Raw genomic sequence first — 19,550 nt, 5'->3', positions numbered from 1 at the left:
CTATTCCCCCTGCCCCGGCAATTCTGCGGTCCTGTCTTTTCCCCGCTGCTTTGCGGCGTAGAGAGCCTCGTCCGCCCTCTCAAAAATCTGCCGGTATGTCATACTTTCCTTTCCCTTTTCAGCAATACCGACGGAGTAACTACATGGATTCTCCTTAAGCAGCCCGCCGGAAAGCTGCTGATATTCCGCGCGCATCTGTCTGAGACGCTCTTTTCGTTCCTCCTGCGTGCCGGGGCAGACTTCGCAGACGGCAAACTCATCACCGCCGAGCCGGCCCACAACAGCGTCTTCAGGAAAATACTTCCTGATCAGCTTTGCAAGACACTTAAGGATAGCGTCCCCCGCGCTGTGTCCGTACGTATCATTTACAGACTTAAAGTCGTCCAGATCTATGATATAAAAGCAAAGCTGATTTCCTTTCATCAGCCGTTCCTCTGTCTTGCGCTGAAATGAATCATGATTATATATACCAGTCATCAGATCCATCTCCGACCGCTTCCGGAACAGTTCTACAAGCTCAAACGCCTCCCTTACCTTTGCCGACAGCGCCTTCGGATAATATTCCCCGTCCGCCTGGTCAAAGTAAGGCATAGAGTGATGGATATGCACCATCTTCCACTCTCCGCTGTCATCGAGGGCATATACGATGGAAAATCTCGTGTCCATCTCAATGAGCGCTTCCGCCTCGGCGTCTCTGCATTCCCTCACCCAGATCCCCCCGTACACGATCCCGACATCGTCACGTATCATCACCGCATTGTACCATTCATCCAGCACTTCAAAAGATATCTGTCCGGCCTCCGTCTGATTTCCGGCAAAATCCTTTACCGCCTCCTCGGCTGTATTGAATATCTCATGTCTGCCCGTACCGATCATACTCAGCTTCTCATCCCATGTCTGCATGATCTTCCCGAAATTTTCCTCTGTCGGCTCCAGCATGTAATAGTGCCACAGCTTTCTCGTTATCTCACATAGACGCTTCTCCGTCTGCATCCGCACAACCTCCCATAAGTATTACATACCAGCTACAGAACATCCGGCTGCGCCGGACGGTCTCTTCTGACTGCCTTGCAGAGTACCTGATACAGGTATTCCACATCCACCGGCTTTGTGACAAATCCGTCCATGCCTGCCTCCGCAGCCATGTCCACATCTTCCTTGAAAGTATTGGCGGTCATCGCGATAACAGGTATGACTGCGGCATCCTCCCGCTTCATCCCGCGTATCACGCGGCACGCCTCCAGCCCGTCCATGACCGGCATCTGAATATCCATAAGTATGGCATGAAACTCTCCCGGCGCGCTGTCTTCAAACATTTTTACCGCGTCTCTTCCGTTTCGCGCACGCCGTACCGCGGCTCCCTGCATCTCCAGCAGCTCTTCGGCGATCTCCGCATTTAAGTCATTGTCCTCCGCCAGAAGGATACACATGTCTCTCAGATAGCGCTTTGGCATATCCACAGCCGGGCTTTCGTCATGTACTTCCTCTGACGCGGCGGTCGGAAATGCTGCGGTAAAGTAAAATTCGCTTCCTTTCCCGATCTCGCTTTTAAGCTCCAGCTTGCCTCCCATAAGTTCCACGATATTTTTGCTTATTGCAAGCCCAAGACCAGTGCCCTGGCTCTTGGAATAATTCGTCCCAACCTGTTCAAACGACTCAAAGATACGCTCCTGGTCCTTCTCGGATATACCAATGCCGTTATCCGCCACACGGAAGCAGAACACCGCTTCTTCTGCAGACGCTTCCGTCTCTGTCACGTCCACCCGGATACGCCCCCCGGCGGAGGTAAACTTGAACGCGTTAGATATAAGATTCATCAATACCTGCTTCAGACGGACCGCATCCCCGATAAGTCTGTCGCTTTTTATCCGCAGATCCAGCTTAAATTCCAGCTCCCTGCGTCCCGCCTCCGCCGTCATCATACTCTCCAGTTCATTCATGACCTGTCCTATGGAAAATGGTTCGCGCACGATCGTCATCATGTCCTGCTCAATTCTGCTCATATCCAGAATGTCGCTTATAAGACCAAGCAGATAACGTGAAGACGAGCGGATCTTGGACAGATTCACTCTCACTGTCTCCGGCACATCGTCCATCATACATGTGAGATCACTCAGTCCGACGATGGCATTCATGGGCGTGCGGATCTCATGGCTCATCCTGGACAGGAACTCTCCCTTGGCACGGTTTTCCTTCTCCGCTTTTGCAAGACTGTTCTGCATCCTCACCGCATGTATCCGGTAGCGCGCCATCACAAGAATCAATATCACTATCAATAAAAACACAACACCGCAGATCACAACAAACATAAGCGGATTGGCATATATCATCTCAATGATCGTCATCTCGCCCGTGCCTGATGATATCATATTCTGATTGGCGATCGTATCCTTCTGGGTGCTGCTCAGACTGTTTATCGCCTTGTTCATTATCGTTAAGAGCTGTCCCGGGGCAGGTCTTTTCATTGCGAAGCTGATATCATTCCTGTCATTTATGAGTGTGTTTGGAACAACATTCGTAAAATGATGGTTCTGTATCTCCTGCTCCATGATGGCCGAAACGCCATAATAAAAATCCGCCTCGCCCTGGTCCACGGCGCGGAGCGCTTCTGCTGTATTGGAATAATATTTCACTTCTGAGGCTTCTATCTCCGCCGGCAGTTCACGTCCCTCCAGCACAGCTCCCGTCAGCCCCTCGGACGGGTAGCTCACAGACTTGTTCCTCTCTATGATGTCATTCAGAACAACATATGGCTTTGTGAGCGCCATCTCCTTCTGCGCCGCCTCCTCATCCGTCCCGAGGAAGGCGCCGAAAAGATCTGCCTCCCCATTCTCAACCATTTGGAGCCCCTCAGCATAACTGTCCACATATTTATAGGAAAATGTCAGACCGGAAAATTCCTTTATCTCCTCAAGTATATCCGGAATGATCCCGTCGTGAAGATCCTTTTTCAGCTCCCGGCAGTACAGAGGATGCCACTCCTTCAGCACTGCTACCGATACCGTCTTCTTCTCCTCTACATACTTTTTCTCTTCGTCATTTAATGTGATATTGGCGGTGCTGCTGTCCTGGATATTTGCATCATACCGCTCCTGGGCAAAATGCGGATTAGAATCCACGATCTTCCCAAGCGCCATGTTGAGGCCGTCCAGTATCTCTTTATCCTCCGGTTTCGTCACGATATAGTGCGGCTGCGAATCAAACTCCGCTACCACGCGGAACACATCTGCATCGCTTCCCAGATTGCCGAGGATCATATCCACCTCGCCGTTTTCCAGATAAGAATACATATTACCGTCCGTTAACTGTTCTGCGCTGTATGTCTTAAGCGTACAGTCGATTCCGTTGCTGTCCAGAAATACCTTAAGCCGGCGTATATTTTCCACGGCCCGTTCATATACCCCGATGGTCTTTCCCGACAGACTCTTCCAGTCGTAAGCTTTGATGCTGTCGTCCTCACGGCTGGCCAGAAGCACAGACTTACTGTAGCCCGTATTGTAGTCCGGATAGGCAAAATACTCTTCAAGACCTTCCTGATAATAGGTTCCCCCCATCAAGTCGTACCTGCCCTCCAGGAACTCGTCCACCATTGTTTCACCGTCTGTATCTATATACTCGTATTCCCATCCGGTGTATTTGGCTATCTCATTCAGGTAATCTACCACGATCCCCCGTCTGTTGCCATTTTTGTCGGTCTCGGTAAATCCCGGCACCTGGGCAAACGCCACTTTCAGGACTTTCCCGCTCTGCGGCTCCTTTGCGCGCGCTCCGGCACAGGGCACGAGAACTGCCGTAAGCGCTGCAGCAAGGAGAAGCAGCACCACTCCACATTTTTTTATCTCCAGTCTTGATCTGTTCTTCATACAAAACTCCTTTTTGAAATCACCTGTAACTATCTTACCATGACGCGGGCTGTTTTGCCACATAAATTGACCGGTCTCTGCCGCCTCACACATTATAGCGGAACATTACATATGATAAAGTACAACTTAAAAAAAGCAGGTGATTTATATGGCACAGGTTTCCAGCCAGGCAGAGCTTCGGACAGCTCTTGAAGCTCTGGATTCATTCATACAGGTAACGGCTGATTTCTCTATCTCCGCCCAGATCAATATACAGTACGCCGTTACCATCGAAAGTTATGCCGGCGGCAGTCCGGCGGTACTGACAAAAGACAATTCCTATTCTTCCTATATGTTTCGTATAACAGACGGCGGCTCGCTGACTGTGAGAAATATCATACTCGACGGGAACGGCGCGGCTCATCCGCAGGCAGATGAAGCTAACCGGTCCCTTATCTATGTTACCGGAGGTACTCTCAAGCTGCTGAGCGGTTCCATCCTACGGAATAATAACTCCTACCTGGAGGGCGGGGGCGTCTATGTAAACAGTAATTCCTCTTACTACAACGCCTTCCTCATGACAGATGATGCCCGTATAACCGGCTGCGCCTCCCGCACAAAAGGCGGCGGCATCATGATAGCTTCCGGAAATCAGGGCGACTCCTATTCCATCGCAGGAGCTGCCTTTATCGGCGGCAATACAGCATCTGACGGCGGCGGCGTCTACGTCCGCTCATACGCGCAGGGAACAGGCGGCACGCTCACGATCGCAGAGCAGGTACAGATCACAGATAATACGGCCTCCGGCACAGGCGGCGGACTTAACTTTTCAGGATACCGCAACGGAGGCAGCGCCGCCGCCACGCTCACCCTCACGGGAAGCGCGGCAGTCTCTCTGAACAAAGCGGTCAACGGCGCGGGTGTCTACTTCTATTCCGCCAACGACGGTGACCGTTTCACCCTGTCTGGTAATGCCGCAGTCACACAAAATACAGCTTCTCAAAACGGCGGAGGATGCTATATGACTGCACAGGGCGCGGGCGTACAGTTTATCATGACTTCCGCCTCGCTCACCGACAATACGGCCGGCACGGGCGGCGGTCTCTACCTGCTCACAGATTCCGGCGGCTCTGTAAGCGTCACCCAGGGGCTCATCTCCGGAAACCACGCGGCAGGAGGGGCATCCGGCACCGGAGGAGGCATGTGGATCAGAAATCAGTCACCAGACGCAGGTCTGCTCACATCCTTCACCAACATCACTATGAGCCGGAACGAGGCAGAAGCCCACGGCGGTGGTATGGCATTATACGCAGGCGGCAGCCCGTTCTCATTTGAGGTTGCTGGCGGTACTGTATCAGAAAACCAGTCTGCAAAAGACGGCGGCGGGCTTCTTCTCAGCAATTCCGGAAACGGCTCCCTTACTCTGCGGCAGACGGCTCTGACCGGCAATACTGCCGGGGGCTCAGGAGGCGGTATGTACCACGCAGTCACATCCGGTGACAGTTCCTCTTCTCTCACCATGACAGAGGCTTCTATAGAAAACAACACAGCCGGCGCAGAAGGGGGCGGACTCCGTCTCACTTCCGGAAGCGGAATACTCTCTGCCGTACTGACCGACTGTACTGTCAGCTCCAACACGGCACGCGGCAACAGCGGCGGCGGCATATGGAACGGCGGTTCCAATGCTTCTCTTACGCTGGATGGGTCTACGTCCGTCACGGACAACTCGACAGAGGAAGGCAACGGCGGAGGCATCTATTTCAACAGCGAAGAAGGTTCTATGCTCCTTACCGGCAGCGTAAAGATCACGAACAACCACGCCGATGCCGCTCAAAGTGATTTTGGCAGCCACGGCGGCGGCATCTGTCTCGTTCCCGGCAGGCTTACGATACAGGACAGTACCGAGATCGCCCTCAACAGTGCACGTCTCTACGGCGGCGCCGTCAGCGCGGCTGAAGACTCACAGGTCACGGTGGAAGGCGGCACGATCCATGACAACACATCCTCCGAATACGGCGGCGGTATATGGATACACGGGGGCAGCGCGGTCACTTTAAGCGGCGGCAGCCTGAATAACAACAAGGCTCCGTACGGAGGCGGCATCTACAATGACTCCTACCTGTACGCAGAAGGCCTCCGCAACATTTCAGATGGCGTATATATCGAAAACAGGACGGCTGTCGTCCGGCTTAATGCCCCACTGGCTGCCGACTCCGTCATACAGCTTGAAAACTCCGGCTATCTCTCTCCAAATACAGACGGCACGCCGATCGTCGTCGGAGAAGCGACAGATGGTTATCCCCTCCTCTCACAGACAGATGCAAAAGCTTTCCAAAAGCCGGTCCGGGGATTTGACGGCTGGGAGATCAGACGGAGCAGCGACCGCACTCAGATATTACTCGCGCCGTCCGACTACCGGATCCAATACGAAAATCTTCTGGGAGCCGCCAATCCAAACCCGGGTTCCTACAACTCAACCTCACCGGATATCCACCTTCTGCCTCCGGGCAGTCTCCCGGGCAGCCGCTTCACAGGATGGTATGACGCGCCGGACGGCGGGAACAGCGTTACGGTCATCCCCCACGGAAGCACCGGCGACAGAATTCTGTATGCCAGATGGGAGGCCGCGGGTGAAGACCACACGGTCACATTCAAAGGCGGCGGCAGCTGTTGTTCCAGGGCATGCGGTATTCCGGCTCCACTGACCGTCCGTGCCGGCCAGAGTACGCTGCTTCCGGATGCCGTGCCGACAAGGAGAGGATACTGCTTCTGCTTCTGGAATACAAGTCCGTCCGGACAGGGCGGGTCTTATCTGCCCGGGGAACTTCTTCCCCCGCTCAGTACCGACCTGTGTCTCTATGCCATATGGAAAAAACGCAGGTTCTGCTGCCCGTGCCCGCCTCCGCTGACGGCCTCCTCCTTTGCCGCGCGGAAGCTGGATGCCGTCTCAGGCTCTCCGCTGTCAGGCGCATGGTTCGCCCTGTCACAGAACGGCAGCGTCCTTTTGAACAGTATTTCCGATTCTCTAGGCAGGATCACGTTCTCAGGTCTCAGGCCCGGCAGCTATGAACTGTCCGAGACAATGGCGCCTTCCGGCTATAAGCCCGATACTGCAGTGCATCAGGTTACCGTAAGCGAAGAGGGAACGGTGACTGTGGACGGACAGCCGGCAGACGGCTTTCCTCTGTATAACACCCCTTCCGCAGAGGCACATCTTACGTTTACCAAGGCAGACACCTCCACCGGGCAGCCGCTTGAAGGGGCCGGGTACACGCTGTCCAACGGCATCTCCGCCCTCTCGGATCTTGACGGCACCGTAGACCTTGGCATGCTCGCCCCCGGAACGTACACCCTCACCGAGACAAAGGCGCCGGACGGTTATATCCTCGATTCCACTGTCCACACCGTGAACGTCACCAACGACGGGCATATCACAGTAAACGGAAATGATCTGACACAATTCCGGCCGGAAAACACACGCATGCGCAGTCCGAAGCCGGTCATCAATACCGTCATGGAGGGAGATGCCATAGTAACAGGCACCGGCGTCCCCGGAGCCGCTGTCACCGTCACCTTCCCCGACGGGTCCGAGGCAGCGGCTGCAGTGGATGCCGGCGGTCAATGGTTTATCATTGTGCCGTCCTCAGCTTCACTCCTGGCAAACCAGACTGTGAATGCCAGACAGACCGTACCCGGCATGTACCCAAGCGATACCGTTTCTGTCCTTGTCCTGTCCCGTGTCTGACCCGCGGCCTGTATATCCGTAAAAAAACGCCAATCCGGCATCAATCAAACCGGCAGAGACAGAGGCATAACGCCTCTGTCTCTGCCGGATATAAACTGCTATTTCACTGATCTGCTGTTTTTTCTCAAAAATGCTTCCGCTTCATCCTCAGACATTGGTTTTGCATAATAAAACCCTTGAATCTGATCGACATGGATCTCCTCGACCATCCGCTTCTGTTCTTCCGTCTCCACACCTTCCGCAACCACCTTCATCCCAAGTTCTTTGAACGTGCGCACGATATTCTTGACGCCGAGCGCCGAATTTTTGCTGCCTATCATTGCGCCGACGAGACTCTTATCCAACTTGATCGTGCCAAACGGAATGTTGATCACCATGGCAAAATTAGAATAACCCGTGCCAAAATCGTCCAGCCCCATCTCAATCCCAAACTTCTTCATTTCCGCCGCAAAGTCTGTGACTGCCTGGGGCTTTTCCGCCAATGTGCTTTCTGTAAATTCGATCTTTACAGCGGACGGCGGCGTCCCGTTCTTCTCTATAATATCCATAACCCTGCCGGCCAGCCCCGGCTGCGAGAACTGGACTGCGGGAAAGTTAACGTGGACAGCGTCTATCGGAATATGTTCCGACTTCAGTCTGTTGATGAACGCGCACACCTTGTCAAGAACAACATATGTAATATCGATGATCATACCGGTCTCCTCCGCGATCGGTATAAATTCGGAGGGATAGACCGGCCCGATAGGAGTATCGTTCATCCGCATGAGCGATTCAGCATATCGGAATGTTCCGGAATGTACAGAATATATGGGCTGATAGTACATCTCAAAGCTTTCATCCCTCAGCTTTTCTTTAAGGATCTGTTTTATCTGCTGCCTTCTTCTCAGCTTCCGGAGCATCTCTTCATCACAGTAGCAGACTTGTCCACACTTTCCGGACTTTGCCTGATTTACCGCATATTCGATCGCATTGATCATATGCTCCAGTGTGTCATCCTTCGCCTGATGCCTGATGATACCAATGACCGCGGACAGATTAAACTGATAGCTCTCCACACACCAATTCTGCTTCATCCGCCTTTGGACTTCTGTAATATACCCCTCTATGACATCATCGCTTTCTTCCGTAAAGAGCACCGCGAACTCATCTCCGGTAAAACGGTATACATTGACTCCCTCTACGATGGAACAGAGAAATTCACAGACAGCTTTCAGAAATTCATCCCCGATGCGCTGGCCGCACACATTGTTGATCTGTCTGAACTCTCTGAGCGACACTACGACAAGCGTGAACTGTGTCTCCGGATGTCGGTTCAGCATCAGACTGAGCATGTTAAGCAGCTCCTGTCTGTTTGGCACATTGGTCAGATAATCCATGGATATCTGCCTGTTCTGAAGGTGAAGATAAATAATGAGCATGGCGCACGTTGCAGCGGAACCGGAGAGAATGATGTCCGGGAAAATCTGCTGCACAATGATCACGAGCACTGCCAGTACCGGAAATGTGGACAAAATGCGGTAGATCTTCCGCTCGATCCGTTTTCTGTTCGCAAGTACGGTTACGATGCTGGCCGCGCAGTAGGCATAGAAAACAATATAGGTCACTTCTATGAGACTGCCTCTTACGTAACCCTGCGCCATATTTATATCAAATATATTTTTTGTAAATGGATTCATCAGTATGAATAAGGAATAAAGAATACCCGGAATAAGGCCGAAACCTATAATTTTTTTCCTCGCCGGATCTTCCGAATATATTACCGATATACTGTATAAGAAATATACAAGCCCCATGAGCGGAGTGAGCATAAAATAAACGGTCGTCACGAACCACGTCATCCAAAGCGGTATCGTATCACAGTGATATATCATGACGGTGGAAACTATATTGGTAAACATGGCGCTGAATGTGACCAGCAGACATCCCTGGAACATTTGGTTCTTCAAAGTAGGTGTATGGCTTCCCTTACGGGAATAGACCCATATGATCCCCAATATGACTAAGGATATTGATTCTGGCGCTATGTTCCAACTCACGACTTCCACCTTCCGTTTCTGCCCGCATCACGTTCTGTTATTCCGGCACTTCCATTATACCATTCCTCCCTGAAAAGGCAATGAAAAAGACGCCTTTTTCAGCGTCTCTCCCCCTCATTCCTCCGTCTCAATGCTTCAACCTGCCTGAGATGATCGGCCCTGTTTTCCTCCGCTGACTTTGTCGGGTCTTCCCCGTCATATCTGCGGCACGGCAGTTCTTCACACTGTCCGCAGTGAACGTATCTCTTCCCGTTCATACAGCAGTCATAGATACTGCATATCTCTTCCCCGGTGTATTCAAGCCAGAATACCTTTCCCTCTATCTCCTCGCAGCCCCCGCAGCTGTCCGGATAATATTCACAATCGGAACATACTGTCCCGCAGCAGCTCATATATTTCGCCATGATCAACCCTTCTTTCTCTTTCGGTTCCCCTCCCAATCATTCACTTTGCCGCGCTTTTTTTCGGCGCGCGTGTGCCGATGAGATTAATCGTATCATCCAGTATCTCAGGCTCCGTGACATCGATCATCAGCCACCGGCTTCCATTGTATCCGCCTGTCCTTTCATATAAATCTTTAACATAAGGTGTACAGGCCGTCAGCAGCAGTTCTGCTTCCGCGGCTTCTCTGTTGCCGATACTCACCATGCAGGTAAAATACCCTTCTGCCGGGTACAGCGTGCAGAGCGCCCTTCCCCCTTTCTTATACTTTACGTTCCATCCCGGCTGCATGGAACAGCCGCTGTATTCGACCTTCGGTGACGTCTTGTACTCCTCCTCCAGATGTACGCACAGTTCCTCCCAAAGTCCGCTTCCGACATACTCTCCTATCTGCTTCATATCCGGCTCTCTGCCGGCGTCATATAGCTGGTGCCATTTCATCTATTTTCCTCCTGCGCTGAATTTAAGTATAAACATTGTATGAAACTCATGTTATTTCATTTTCCCATTATAATACATACAATATGACAACTGTATGTCATATTCACTTTGTATCTTTAATCCGATTTTATCATACTCCAGTTATAGCTGCCAGGTAAATTAGTGGTAATATATTCCAATTGTATCCCATAATCATTTAACGTCAAAAAAATATCAGACAAGTGTACTTTTAATATAGTATATTAAGTTAATTTGTTATAAACTAAAATGACAGTATTTTTACATTTATCGATCATGCATATTTCTGGTGCCAGAATGTGCTGAAAGGAGTCTGTATGGAATCGCGCAGCAGCAGTATCATGTCCCGGTTTCGCAATTCAATATCCGCGCAGTCCATCCGCAATGGGCTTACAATGGCCATACCATTTCTCATCATGGGCTCCTTTTCACTCCTTTTGAGAAACTTCCCAAGTGATGCGTACCAGGCATTTCTCGTTCATTTTCTGGGCGGGGCGGCAGCTGAGCTTCTTGAGACGCTTTACACGGTCAGCCTCGGCTCGCTGGCGCTTGTACTGAGTATTACCATCAGCCTGTCCTACGGACTGCAGGCAAAGACAGATACATTCATCTTATATCCCGTCGTGGCTGTCTGTTCCTATCTGGCTTTCTGCGGAGGCATGGAAGGGCATGACGAATATGTATTTAAGGCAGAATGGGTATTTACCGCCATGTGTATCACTCTGCTCTCGTGCGTGCTGTTCCGGCAGCTGCTCAAGTTCGGCAGCCGCCTGCGCAAGCTCCACACAACAGGCGCGGAATATCTGTTTAACATATCGATCCAGAGTCTGTTCCCGGCGGTCATTATCGTGGCCGGTTTCGCCGTGGTCGGCTATGCGCTCCGCACCGCCTGGGGAAGCAGCAATATAACAAACTTTGGCTCTTACATATTTTTGAACATATTTGACCGGCTGAGCGGCAACCTGGCCGGCATTCTGCTCTATGTCGTTGTGACACATGTGCTCTGGTTTTTTGGCATACATGGCACCAACACGCTGGAAGCTGTATCCCAGAAGCTGTTTGAACATAATATCTCGGTCAACCAGTCCCTGCTTCTGGCCGGCAGCGCGCCGACAGAATTATTTTCCAAAACTTTTCTGGACACATTTGTATTCCTGGGCGGATGCGGGTGTGCCCTGAGCTTCATCATAGCTCTTTGTATCATCTCAAGGAAAAGCCACAACCGCAAAATCGCTTATGTAGCCCTGCCTTCCGCCCTGTTTAATATAAGCGAGATCGCCGTGTTCGGCTTTCCCATCATCTTTAACTTTACCATGATGATCCCGTTCATACTGACGCCTGTCGTGCTGACCTTAACAAGTACGCTGGCGGCGCAGGCAGGGCTTGTGCCCGTTGTGACCCAGTCGGTAGAATGGACCGTTCCGATCCTCCTTAGCGGATACAAGGCGACCGGCTCCGTGGCAGGAAGCATCCTTCAGCTTGTCAACCTTTTGATCGGAGTTCTTATCTATATACCGTTTATCAAGCGGAGCGAACAGAAAGAGACGCTGGCATTCCAGAAGATTGTCCGCCGCATGGAACAGGACATGGCGGCCGGAGAAGGAAGCGGCACTCTGCCCCATTTCCTCCATCACAGGTATCCATATTACTCCTATGCCAAGACGCTTGCCATGGACCTGAGCAACGCCATGCACCGCGGCCAGCTGGAACTGTTTTACCAGCCTCAGCTCTCCTCCGGCGGGAACCTGCACGGGATGGAGGCCCTGCTCAGGTGGAAACATCCGGTGGCCGGCTACATCGCCCCGCCGGTGCTCATAGCGCTGGCTTACGAAGGAGGTTTTCTCCATGAGCTGAGCCGTTATCTTCTGAATCTGGCGTGCCGCGACGCTGTGTCGCTGGAGCCGCATATAAAAAATGACCTGTATCTGTCTATTAACATTTCATCCAAGCAGATGGAGGAAAACGGTTTCTTCGACAAATCGCTCGACATCATACAGAGTTATAAACTGGAACATGTTCACCTTGTGCTGGAAATAACGGAACGTTCCGCAATGATCATATCTGACACACTGATGCATGATATGAGCCGCCTGAAAGACAGCGGGATCAGTTTCAGCCTGGATGACTTTGGCATGGGGCATAATTCTATCCTGTATCTGCAGGAGCGGATCTTTGACGAGGTAAAGCTGGACGGAAAGCTTGTATCCCAGCTCCCGGGCAACGAGCGTTCCAAAGACATACTATCCGGCATCATCTCGATGGCACAAAGTCTGGATCTGCGCATCGTAGCAGAATTCGTAGAGACAGAAGAACAAAGGGATATGCTTCTGGAACTCGGCTGCACTATCTACCAGGGCTACTATTACAGCCGACCGCTCTGCTATACAGATCTGACTGCGTTCCTGAACAGCCTGCCTTAAATATGAGAAGGGCAGCTTTTATCGAGTCCGTCCCGGTCCCGCTGTCAGCTCAAAGTCCTGCCGCTCCCGCTTGGCCCCGTTGACTATAAGCGTTATCGTATGTACGCCAGGATAGTGCTTCCTTGTCGTCATCTCCGCGAAAGAATGCTTTTTTGTGCAGCTCTTCTTTTCATTCCGGCCCAGCGTTATTTCAGAAATCTGAAATACCTTACTGCTTCTTTTTCCGTTGGCTTTCATATAATCAACAGCATATTCCAGCCTTACCTTTGCCGCCTCCTCTGTTGATATGGAAAACGAAAAAGTGATGTCCTCTCCCATGGGGACTGCTGCCGGTTCCAGTGTGAATCCGTCTACTTTTATGGACGCGGAATCATGATATCCGAACAGAGCAAGGATCTCTCTGTTCCCCTTTTTGAGCAGTGTTCTGCATCCATGCTTTACGATCCAGTCTGTGTATTCATTTTTGCCGTACCATTCTTTGGCCAGACTGATGACCAGATCCGGGTGTGTTTTGGAAATATCATTCAGATTATTGGCAACACTCTTTCGCACGTACAGGGAAGGATCTGCTTTCAGCCGCTCCAGTATGGGCAGTACAGGCGACGGGTCCTTTTTATATTTGACCAGGGCCTGACCCCACGGCAGCAGAGGCCGGCAGCCTTCACTGGACAGTCTGCGGACATGTTCATTTTCATGCCCGGACCAGGCGTACATCTGTGCCATCATACGCTCCTCATGGCTGATGATAAACGGCCTTACGGCAAATTCGGAAGTTGAATACTGAGTATAGCGCTCCAGAGCGCTCATTGACAGATCCCAGTTCTCTTCATCCTGCCCGAAGACCTCTATGAAATCCGGAAAAAAGATGCCGAAAAACCCATTCGTGAAGACTGCGGCCGCTTTATCGAGTATGGCAAGCGCTCTGCTGTAGTCTTCCGGCAGGTATGCGGCCAGGCTTGTGCTGATTTTCCGGACTCTGGCTTTTAACTCCAGCTTATCCCACGTCTCGTCCATTGTTGTCTGCAGAAATTTATCAGCCTGAAATGGAGGGTAGGCGGATTGTATGGTGTGCGCCAGTTTTTGGAGGGAATTGTAGTTGTACACGTTTTTTAATAAGTCTGGCATGATGGGCTTCTCCTGTCGGGTGGTTTTATTGTTTAGGATGTTTTTATCACTCTTTAGATTTCAGTATTCCTTTATAAAAATTTATATTCTATTTCTTATTTTACTGTAAGTTTTCAAAAAATCAATCTTTATATTCCTTATGAGACAAAGAAAGAAACCCTTTTGCAGAGACAGCAGCGGCGCAGAAAACCGCCGCCATGGTGCCGCCATTGCGGCGGTATACATAGATTTGAAAATTCATTTATGGTTTGTTTTGGAGTTCCATATTTTCCCGCATCGTTCTTCTCGTTTTACTGCCGCAGTCAGAGTTAAAGTAAGTCTGACTGCCCTTCCGTCAGACAGATCCATCCTGTCTTATACGTCCTGCCTCATCCTGTCTTTCATATCTTTTTTATTCTGGTACATCGCATCATCTGCCCGCTTAAACACATTGGAAAATACGAGGTCTATATCACTGTTATATATGGCAATCCCTCTTGCAATGGAAAGGCGGCTGTCGGAATCGTTATGCATATTGTACTCATCCACCGCCGTCTGGAATCTCTCCAGCAATTCCACATAATTTTTATAGTCCGTGCCCTCTAAGATTACCGCAAATTCATCTCCGCCCACCCGGTAGACGGGACTGTGTGGAAAACTTTTACAGATCAGCTTGCAGGAATCCATGATCAGCATGTCTCCAAAATCATGTCCAAAACAGTCGTTGACGTACTTAAGGTCGTTAATGTCCAGCACCACAATGGCAAATTCCGGGCATCCCTGTCTCATCAGTTCCTCCAGACGTCTTTCTGCTTCCTGGTAAGCCGCCTTGTTCTTTACGCCTGTCAACGCGTCGCGGTAAGCCAGGCTGTTGATATAATTGATATATTTCTGCAGATGGTCTACTGTCTGCTGGAAACTGTCTGAGAGCGTCCCCACTTCATCCTTCGTCTGCTGTGTCAGGGAGATGCTCAAGTCTCCCTCGGCAATCTTTTTTGCCGCCGTATTCAATTCTCTGAGCGGTTTTATCATCCGTCTCGTAATTGCCACCGTCACAAGGACCGAAAGCGGCGCAATGATCAATAAGGCAATAGCGATCTGCAGAATAAGCTCGTTTTTGCTTTTGTCAATCTCAGACAGAGGCGCGGTCAGAGCCAGCCGCATCCCATTATTAAGAGTGCGGAAGGCCATCTTTTTCTCCACTCCTTCATTCGTGTAGGTGTAAAGACTGTTTCCGCTCGTGCCGTTTTCCAGTTCTGCGGTAAGCGGGATGAGACTTTCATCCACACTGCTCATGGGGATTCCAAAAGGATAGGTGTTATGGCACATGACATTTCCTTTATCATCCGTCAAAAATGCATAACCGCTGTCATAAATCTGAACATCATTGATCGTATCTTTTATAATATTGAAATCAATATCCATGCCCACAACACCTACCGTTTCATTCCCTCTATAGATAGGAACGACGTAAGAAATCATCTGCACATTGATATTCTCATTGGAATAGGGCGCAAGCCAGCTGGCTTTCCCGTTCTTTAACGGAATATAATACCAGCCTACATGCTCTGTATCCGTGGGACTGTATTTTGAGAAATCAGTGGGAACCAACTGCTGGAAAGTGCCGTTTAGATCCGTCTTACTCCAGAACAGACCCGAAGTAGGCGGGGTAAGATCCGGATTGAAACGGACGTATACCGCTACAGCCCCTTCCGTGTTATTTGCCGCGTTTACCGCTACAGATTCCAACCGTTTTGTGTATTCCTCAAGATAGGCTTCATCATTCTTAAGACGCTCGACGCTTTCCAACTGTTCATCCGTAAATACTACCAGTGTCTTGACCGATTGTTCAATACGGGAGAGCATGGCATCCATATCCCCCGCCAGTTCGCTGCAGCGCAGATTCATCAGCTGGGCAGTATCCTTATCCACAGCTTTCTCTGCGTTAATAATACCGGCTCCCCCAATGACTGCGGAGCATATAAATATACAGCTTAAGATCAGTATAATGAATTTTGTCTGTATGGATCTCATCACCCATTCCCCCTCCCGGACGGCGTTGTATGTATCACTTCCTCTTTCAGTTTGATCAACTCTCCTACTTTGAACTCGGCCCAGCTGTAGTTAGACATATATTCACCCATAAATGTACGCAGCCGCTCTCTGTCTCCATTAAGCACATCATAATAATCACAGTCCACAAGAGCAGTATTTATGGCGATGTCCCGTCTGCTTCTGATAACAAGCTCCTCCAGACCGGCCTCCCGCAGTGTTTTCACCAGATCAGACACTACTTTCTGCGTATTGTTCTGCACCGCCTGGTTGCAGGCACGGTCCTCCCACAAAACCGCCGCAAGTTCTCCATAAGTAACCCGGGCTCCCCGGCGGTCAGTCAGGTAGGCCAGACATTCCTTGCACTTCGTCCTTCTGAACTTAAGGGGTACGGAATCTACAAACACCTCAAAGAATCCGAATGTCTGTATGCGGATTCCTCGTTTTGAAATATTCTGAGGCGGGTGTCTTAAATTATCGAGTTCTGCTTTAAGATCCTCTGTGCGCACCGGCTTCATCAGATATCCGCTGGCATGAAGGCGGAAGGCATCCGTCATATACTCCGCATAACCTGTCACAAATATAATATTCAATAACGGAGCAATGTCTTTACATTTATGGGCAAGCTCTATTCCGTTATATCCGCCCATTTCAATATCCAGAAACGCAATATCCACCTGGCTTGCGCGAATATATTCAAAGACCTCCTCTGCCTCTGTAAATCCGGTGATCTGCGACTCCGGCTCCAGTTTTCTCAAAAGGGACAGCATATATTCCATCGCTAATTTTTCATCATCTGCCACGATAATATTCAACTTTGTCCTCCTTTCTGCGGCAGAATAATTTTTACTGTCGTGCCGCAGCCCTTTTTACTTTCGATGTGCATGGTCCCGCCACACTGGAGCATGACCCTCTGCCGGACATTTTCAATTCCAATATGGGTCCTTCCATCATCCTTTATTTTAAGAGGATCAAAACCTGCTCCGTCATCCAGAATGGAAATGACCACATCCCCCTTCACAGCTTCACTTCTGACTGTCAGCGTGCCGCCGCCTTTCTTCTTCGTAATGCCCCAGCGGACCGCATTTTCCACAATTGGCTGAAGCGTCATGGCCGGAAGCATAAAATCCGTATACTGAAGCTCCAGGTGGATCGTAAGCTTTTGGTCAAATCTCATTTTCTCCAGGTAGAGATAGTCATTCACATGGCGCATCTCAATTTCAAATGGAATCAGTCTTTGCTGTGTAAGTGTATCAAGATTCCCCCGCAGATAATATGCAAAGTGTTCCAGAGCTTCCGACGCCTTCTGCGGATCGGTGTCGCAGAGCTGCTTGATCCCCATCAGCGAATTATAAAGGAAATGCGGCTGCACCTGGCTTATCATAAGTGTCATCTTGGACTGTTCCAGTTCCATCTCTCTCAGTCTGCGCTTTTGTGCCTGATTGGCCTGCAGAGATACATATACAAAAATAATGCAAACTGTAGTAGCCAGATACAGCCATGCTATGCCATAAATAAATATCTGGATCACCAAGGCAAAAACAGGCAGGAATATGTAGGAAAGTAAGATCCACACTTCTTTTTTCTTAAGTTCCCGTCTGTAAGACAAAAGCATTCCGATGTCCACAGCCATTCCGGCCAGTCCCCACACCTGTGACAGCCAGAACCAGTCTCCACGGCAGTATACGTTATTTCCCACAAAGTCATAATACATATGGTTCCACTGTGAAAGCACCGTCAGAGCTGTTCCCGCGCCGCAGATCCCCCATACAACTCTGGCAAACCAGCGCGAGACCGGCTTTCCTGCCGAAAGATATCCCGTCAGGTACTCCGTAAAAAGCGCCATTAATATATAACCAAGTATGTAGACCATGAAATTGGCCGCGCGCACGCCCCAGTAACTTATGGCCGCCGTATGTCCCTTAAAAATCCATGCCGCCGCGTCACTTACCAACAGAAGGCCATTACACAAAAGCATCGCCGCAAACAATCTGTCCGTCCGTGTCTTGATATTTTCACCGATATAAAGGCTGGATATAAATACAAGAGAAAGAACAGCACCCCAGATTTCCAATGAGATATTCACATAACCTATAGTGCTCATAAACACTGCCCTCCCTTCTATATTTTTAAATCAATTGCTTTATTATTATCATACACCTGATTTCTGACACCAGCGTGACAAATTGACTGTTGCGGCTGTTGCGCTGTATATTAAAAGTTCTTTCATATACCCTCCATAATTATATTTGGTATAGATTTAATTCAGCTGCAAATAATATTTTTTAATAATAACAGGAGGTACTACAATGAAAGCTATCGTATATGATGGACTGCAGAAAGTAGAATGCAGAACCGTGGAAGATCCGAGGTTAGAAAAAGAAGATGACATTATAGTAAAAGTCACTTCTGCTGCCATCTGCGGTTCAGATCTGCATTTAGTGCATGGTTTGGTAAAGGGAATGTATGATGGATATGTATTAGGTCATGAAACAATGGGAATTGTCGAAGAAGTCGGAAAGGGAGTTAAAAATCTGACCAAAGGCGACAGAGTTGTTATCCCGTTTCCCGTGGCATGCGGGCATTGCGAATTCTGTAATAAAGGAGAATTCAGTCAGTGCGATAATTCAAATGATTATGGTGAATCGGGCGGATTATTCGGTTATAGTAAATATCATGGAAATTATGCCGGAGGACAAGCAGAATATATCAGGGTTCCGTATGCCAATGTAGGGCCTAAAAAAGTACCGGATGAATTGACAGATGAGCAGGTCTTATTTGTAACAGACGTCCTGCCCACTTCCTATTGGGGCACGGAAATAGCAGGCGTAAAAGCCGGAGATACCGTCGTAGTTTTAGGCTGCGGTCCTATAGGATTGATGACGATCAAATGGTGTATTCAAAAAGGAGCCGGCAGGATCATTGCGGTCGATAATGTAAGCTACCGCCTGAAACATGCAAAAGGTTATGGGGTGGAAGCTTTAAACTTTGAAGAATATGAACAGGTAGGGGCGCACATAAAAGAGATCACACATGGAGGAGCGCATTGCGTAATTGATTGTGTTGGGCTGGACGGGAAAACTTCGGTTATGGAAAAAATCGAAACTGCACTCAAATTACAGGGAGGATCAAAATCAGCTATAGAAATAGCTTCCCAATGTATCAGAAAAGCCGGTACAGCAGCTTTCGTCGGAGTATATGGCAATAAATATAATAACTTTCCCCTTGGAAACTTCTTTTCCAAGAATATCACTTTAAAAATGGGACAGTGCCCTGCGACCGGATACGTTGACTTGATGTTACAAAAAATCCAAAAAGGTGAATTTGACGCAACAGATATCATAACCCATAAGCTTTCCTTAGAAGAAGGCAGCCACGCTTACAGTATTTTCGATAAAAAGGAAGACAACTGCATTAAAGTAATTTTAAAACCATAAGCTTCTTCTTTGGA

12 protein-coding genes are annotated in these 19,550 nt (G+C 49.6%); 3 read left to right on the top strand and 9 right to left on the bottom strand.

The features are described from left to right. Nucleotides 1-993: a diguanylate cyclase domain-containing protein gene (locus LAJLEIBI_RS03315; protein ID WP_006444832.1), complete on the bottom strand. Its 993-nt coding sequence runs from the start codon at nucleotides 991-993 to the stop codon at nucleotides 1-3. 32 nt (nucleotides 994-1,025) lie between these two features. Next, a complete protein-coding gene (locus LAJLEIBI_RS03310; RefSeq protein WP_040435946.1) occupies nucleotides 1,026-3,863 on the bottom strand; it encodes an ATP-binding protein in 2,838 nt (945 codons plus the stop codon). 148 nt (nucleotides 3,864-4,011) lie between these two features. Between LAJLEIBI_RS03310 and LAJLEIBI_RS03305 the strand changes: the two genes are divergently transcribed. Continuing rightward, nucleotides 4,012-7,587, top strand: coding sequence for a SpaA isopeptide-forming pilin-related protein (locus tag LAJLEIBI_RS03305; RefSeq protein WP_006444830.1), 3,576 nt, complete (start codon nucleotides 4,012-4,014; stop codon nucleotides 7,585-7,587). 98 nt (nucleotides 7,588-7,685) lie between these two features. On the opposite strand, the gene LAJLEIBI_RS03300 is transcribed toward LAJLEIBI_RS03305, so the two are convergent. The 3 genes from LAJLEIBI_RS03300 to LAJLEIBI_RS03290 form a co-directional block, all read right to left on the bottom strand. Next, nucleotides 7,686-9,521 carry a GGDEF domain-containing phosphodiesterase gene (locus LAJLEIBI_RS03300; protein ID WP_006444829.1) on the bottom strand — a complete coding sequence of 612 codons (1,836 nt, stop codon included), beginning with the start codon at nucleotides 9,519-9,521 and terminating at the stop codon, nucleotides 7,686-7,688. Between the two features lie 200 nt (nucleotides 9,522-9,721). After that, complete coding sequence (locus LAJLEIBI_RS03295) at nucleotides 9,722-10,027, bottom strand: DUF3795 domain-containing protein (RefSeq protein ID WP_040435944.1); 306 nt, start codon at nucleotides 10,025-10,027, stop codon at nucleotides 9,722-9,724. A 40-nt stretch (nucleotides 10,028-10,067) separates the two neighbouring features. Next, nucleotides 10,068-10,505 (bottom strand): DUF3788 domain-containing protein, encoded by a 438-nt coding sequence (locus tag LAJLEIBI_RS03290; protein WP_006444827.1) that lies wholly within the window; start codon nucleotides 10,503-10,505, stop codon nucleotides 10,068-10,070. Between the two features lie 335 nt (nucleotides 10,506-10,840). Here LAJLEIBI_RS03290 and LAJLEIBI_RS03285 point away from each other — a divergent pair, with 335 nt between their 5' ends. Further along, the gene (locus LAJLEIBI_RS03285) at nucleotides 10,841-12,943 is read left to right on the top strand and encodes a PTS sugar transporter subunit IIC/EAL domain-containing protein (RefSeq protein ID WP_187120305.1); all 2,103 of its coding nucleotides are present in this window, start codon (nucleotides 10,841-10,843) and stop codon (nucleotides 12,941-12,943) included. A gap of 18 nt (nucleotides 12,944-12,961) precedes the next feature. Here LAJLEIBI_RS03285 and LAJLEIBI_RS03280 read toward each other — a convergent pair whose 3' ends face one another. From LAJLEIBI_RS03280 to LAJLEIBI_RS03265, 4 genes are all read right to left on the bottom strand, one after another. Then, on the bottom strand, nucleotides 12,962-14,068 hold the full coding sequence (locus tag LAJLEIBI_RS03280) for a DNA alkylation repair protein (RefSeq protein WP_006444824.1): 1,107 nt from the start codon (nucleotides 14,066-14,068) through the stop codon (nucleotides 12,962-12,964). Between the two features lie 354 nt (nucleotides 14,069-14,422). Beyond that, a complete protein-coding gene (locus tag LAJLEIBI_RS03275) occupies nucleotides 14,423-16,081 on the bottom strand; it encodes a sensor domain-containing diguanylate cyclase (protein WP_006444823.1) in 1,659 nt (552 codons plus the stop codon). Next, the gene (locus tag LAJLEIBI_RS03270; RefSeq protein WP_006444822.1) at nucleotides 16,081-16,914 is read right to left on the bottom strand and encodes a response regulator; all 834 of its coding nucleotides are present in this window, start codon (nucleotides 16,912-16,914) and stop codon (nucleotides 16,081-16,083) included. Before LAJLEIBI_RS03270 ends, LAJLEIBI_RS03275 begins: the two co-directional genes overlap by 1 nt. Then, nucleotides 16,911-18,203 (bottom strand): sensor histidine kinase, encoded by a 1,293-nt coding sequence (locus LAJLEIBI_RS03265; RefSeq protein ID WP_006444821.1) that lies wholly within the window; start codon nucleotides 18,201-18,203, stop codon nucleotides 16,911-16,913. Before LAJLEIBI_RS03265 ends, LAJLEIBI_RS03270 begins: the two co-directional genes overlap by 4 nt. Nucleotides 18,204-18,408: 205 nt before the next feature. Here LAJLEIBI_RS03265 and LAJLEIBI_RS03260 point away from each other — a divergent pair, with 205 nt between their 5' ends. After that, complete coding sequence (locus LAJLEIBI_RS03260) at nucleotides 18,409-19,536, top strand: zinc-dependent alcohol dehydrogenase (RefSeq protein ID WP_006444820.1); 1,128 nt, start codon at nucleotides 18,409-18,411, stop codon at nucleotides 19,534-19,536. Nucleotides 19,537-19,550 lie beyond the last annotated feature (14 nt).

The organism is [Clostridium] hylemonae DSM 15053, from assembly GCF_008281175.1.
Taxonomy (GTDB): domain Bacteria; phylum Bacillota; class Clostridia; order Lachnospirales; family Lachnospiraceae; genus Extibacter; species Extibacter hylemonae.
The sequence above is the reverse complement of the archived record's forward strand: the minus strand, read 5'-3'. Positions and strand labels throughout refer to the sequence as shown.

Excerpts from the sequence above, each read along its gene's own strand:
- LAJLEIBI_RS03315 (WP_006444832.1), bottom strand. The coding sequence starts at position 993 with ATGCAGACGGAGAAGCGTCTATGTGAGATAACGAGAAAGCTGTGGCAC.
- LAJLEIBI_RS03310 (WP_040435946.1), bottom strand. The coding sequence starts at position 3,863 with ATGAAGAACAGATCAAGACTGGAGATAAAAAAATGTGGAGTGGTGCTG.
- LAJLEIBI_RS03305 (WP_006444830.1), top strand. The coding sequence starts at position 4,012 with ATGGCACAGGTTTCCAGCCAGGCAGAGCTTCGGACAGCTCTTGAAGCT.
- LAJLEIBI_RS03300 (WP_006444829.1), bottom strand. The coding sequence starts at position 9,521 with ATGTTCCAGGGATGTCTGCTGGTCACATTCAGCGCCATGTTTACCAAT.
- LAJLEIBI_RS03295 (WP_040435944.1), bottom strand. The coding sequence starts at position 10,027 with ATGGCGAAATATATGAGCTGCTGCGGGACAGTATGTTCCGATTGTGAA.
- LAJLEIBI_RS03290 (WP_006444827.1), bottom strand. The coding sequence starts at position 10,505 with ATGAAATGGCACCAGCTATATGACGCCGGCAGAGAGCCGGATATGAAG.
- LAJLEIBI_RS03285 (WP_187120305.1), top strand. The coding sequence starts at position 10,841 with ATGGAATCGCGCAGCAGCAGTATCATGTCCCGGTTTCGCAATTCAATA.
- LAJLEIBI_RS03280 (WP_006444824.1), bottom strand. The coding sequence starts at position 14,068 with ATGCCAGACTTATTAAAAAACGTGTACAACTACAATTCCCTCCAAAAA.
- LAJLEIBI_RS03275 (WP_006444823.1), bottom strand. The coding sequence starts at position 16,081 with ATGAGATCCATACAGACAAAATTCATTATACTGATCTTAAGCTGTATA.
- LAJLEIBI_RS03265 (WP_006444821.1), bottom strand. The coding sequence starts at position 18,203 with ATGAGCACTATAGGTTATGTGAATATCTCATTGGAAATCTGGGGTGCT.
- LAJLEIBI_RS03260 (WP_006444820.1), top strand. The coding sequence starts at position 18,409 with ATGAAAGCTATCGTATATGATGGACTGCAGAAAGTAGAATGCAGAACC.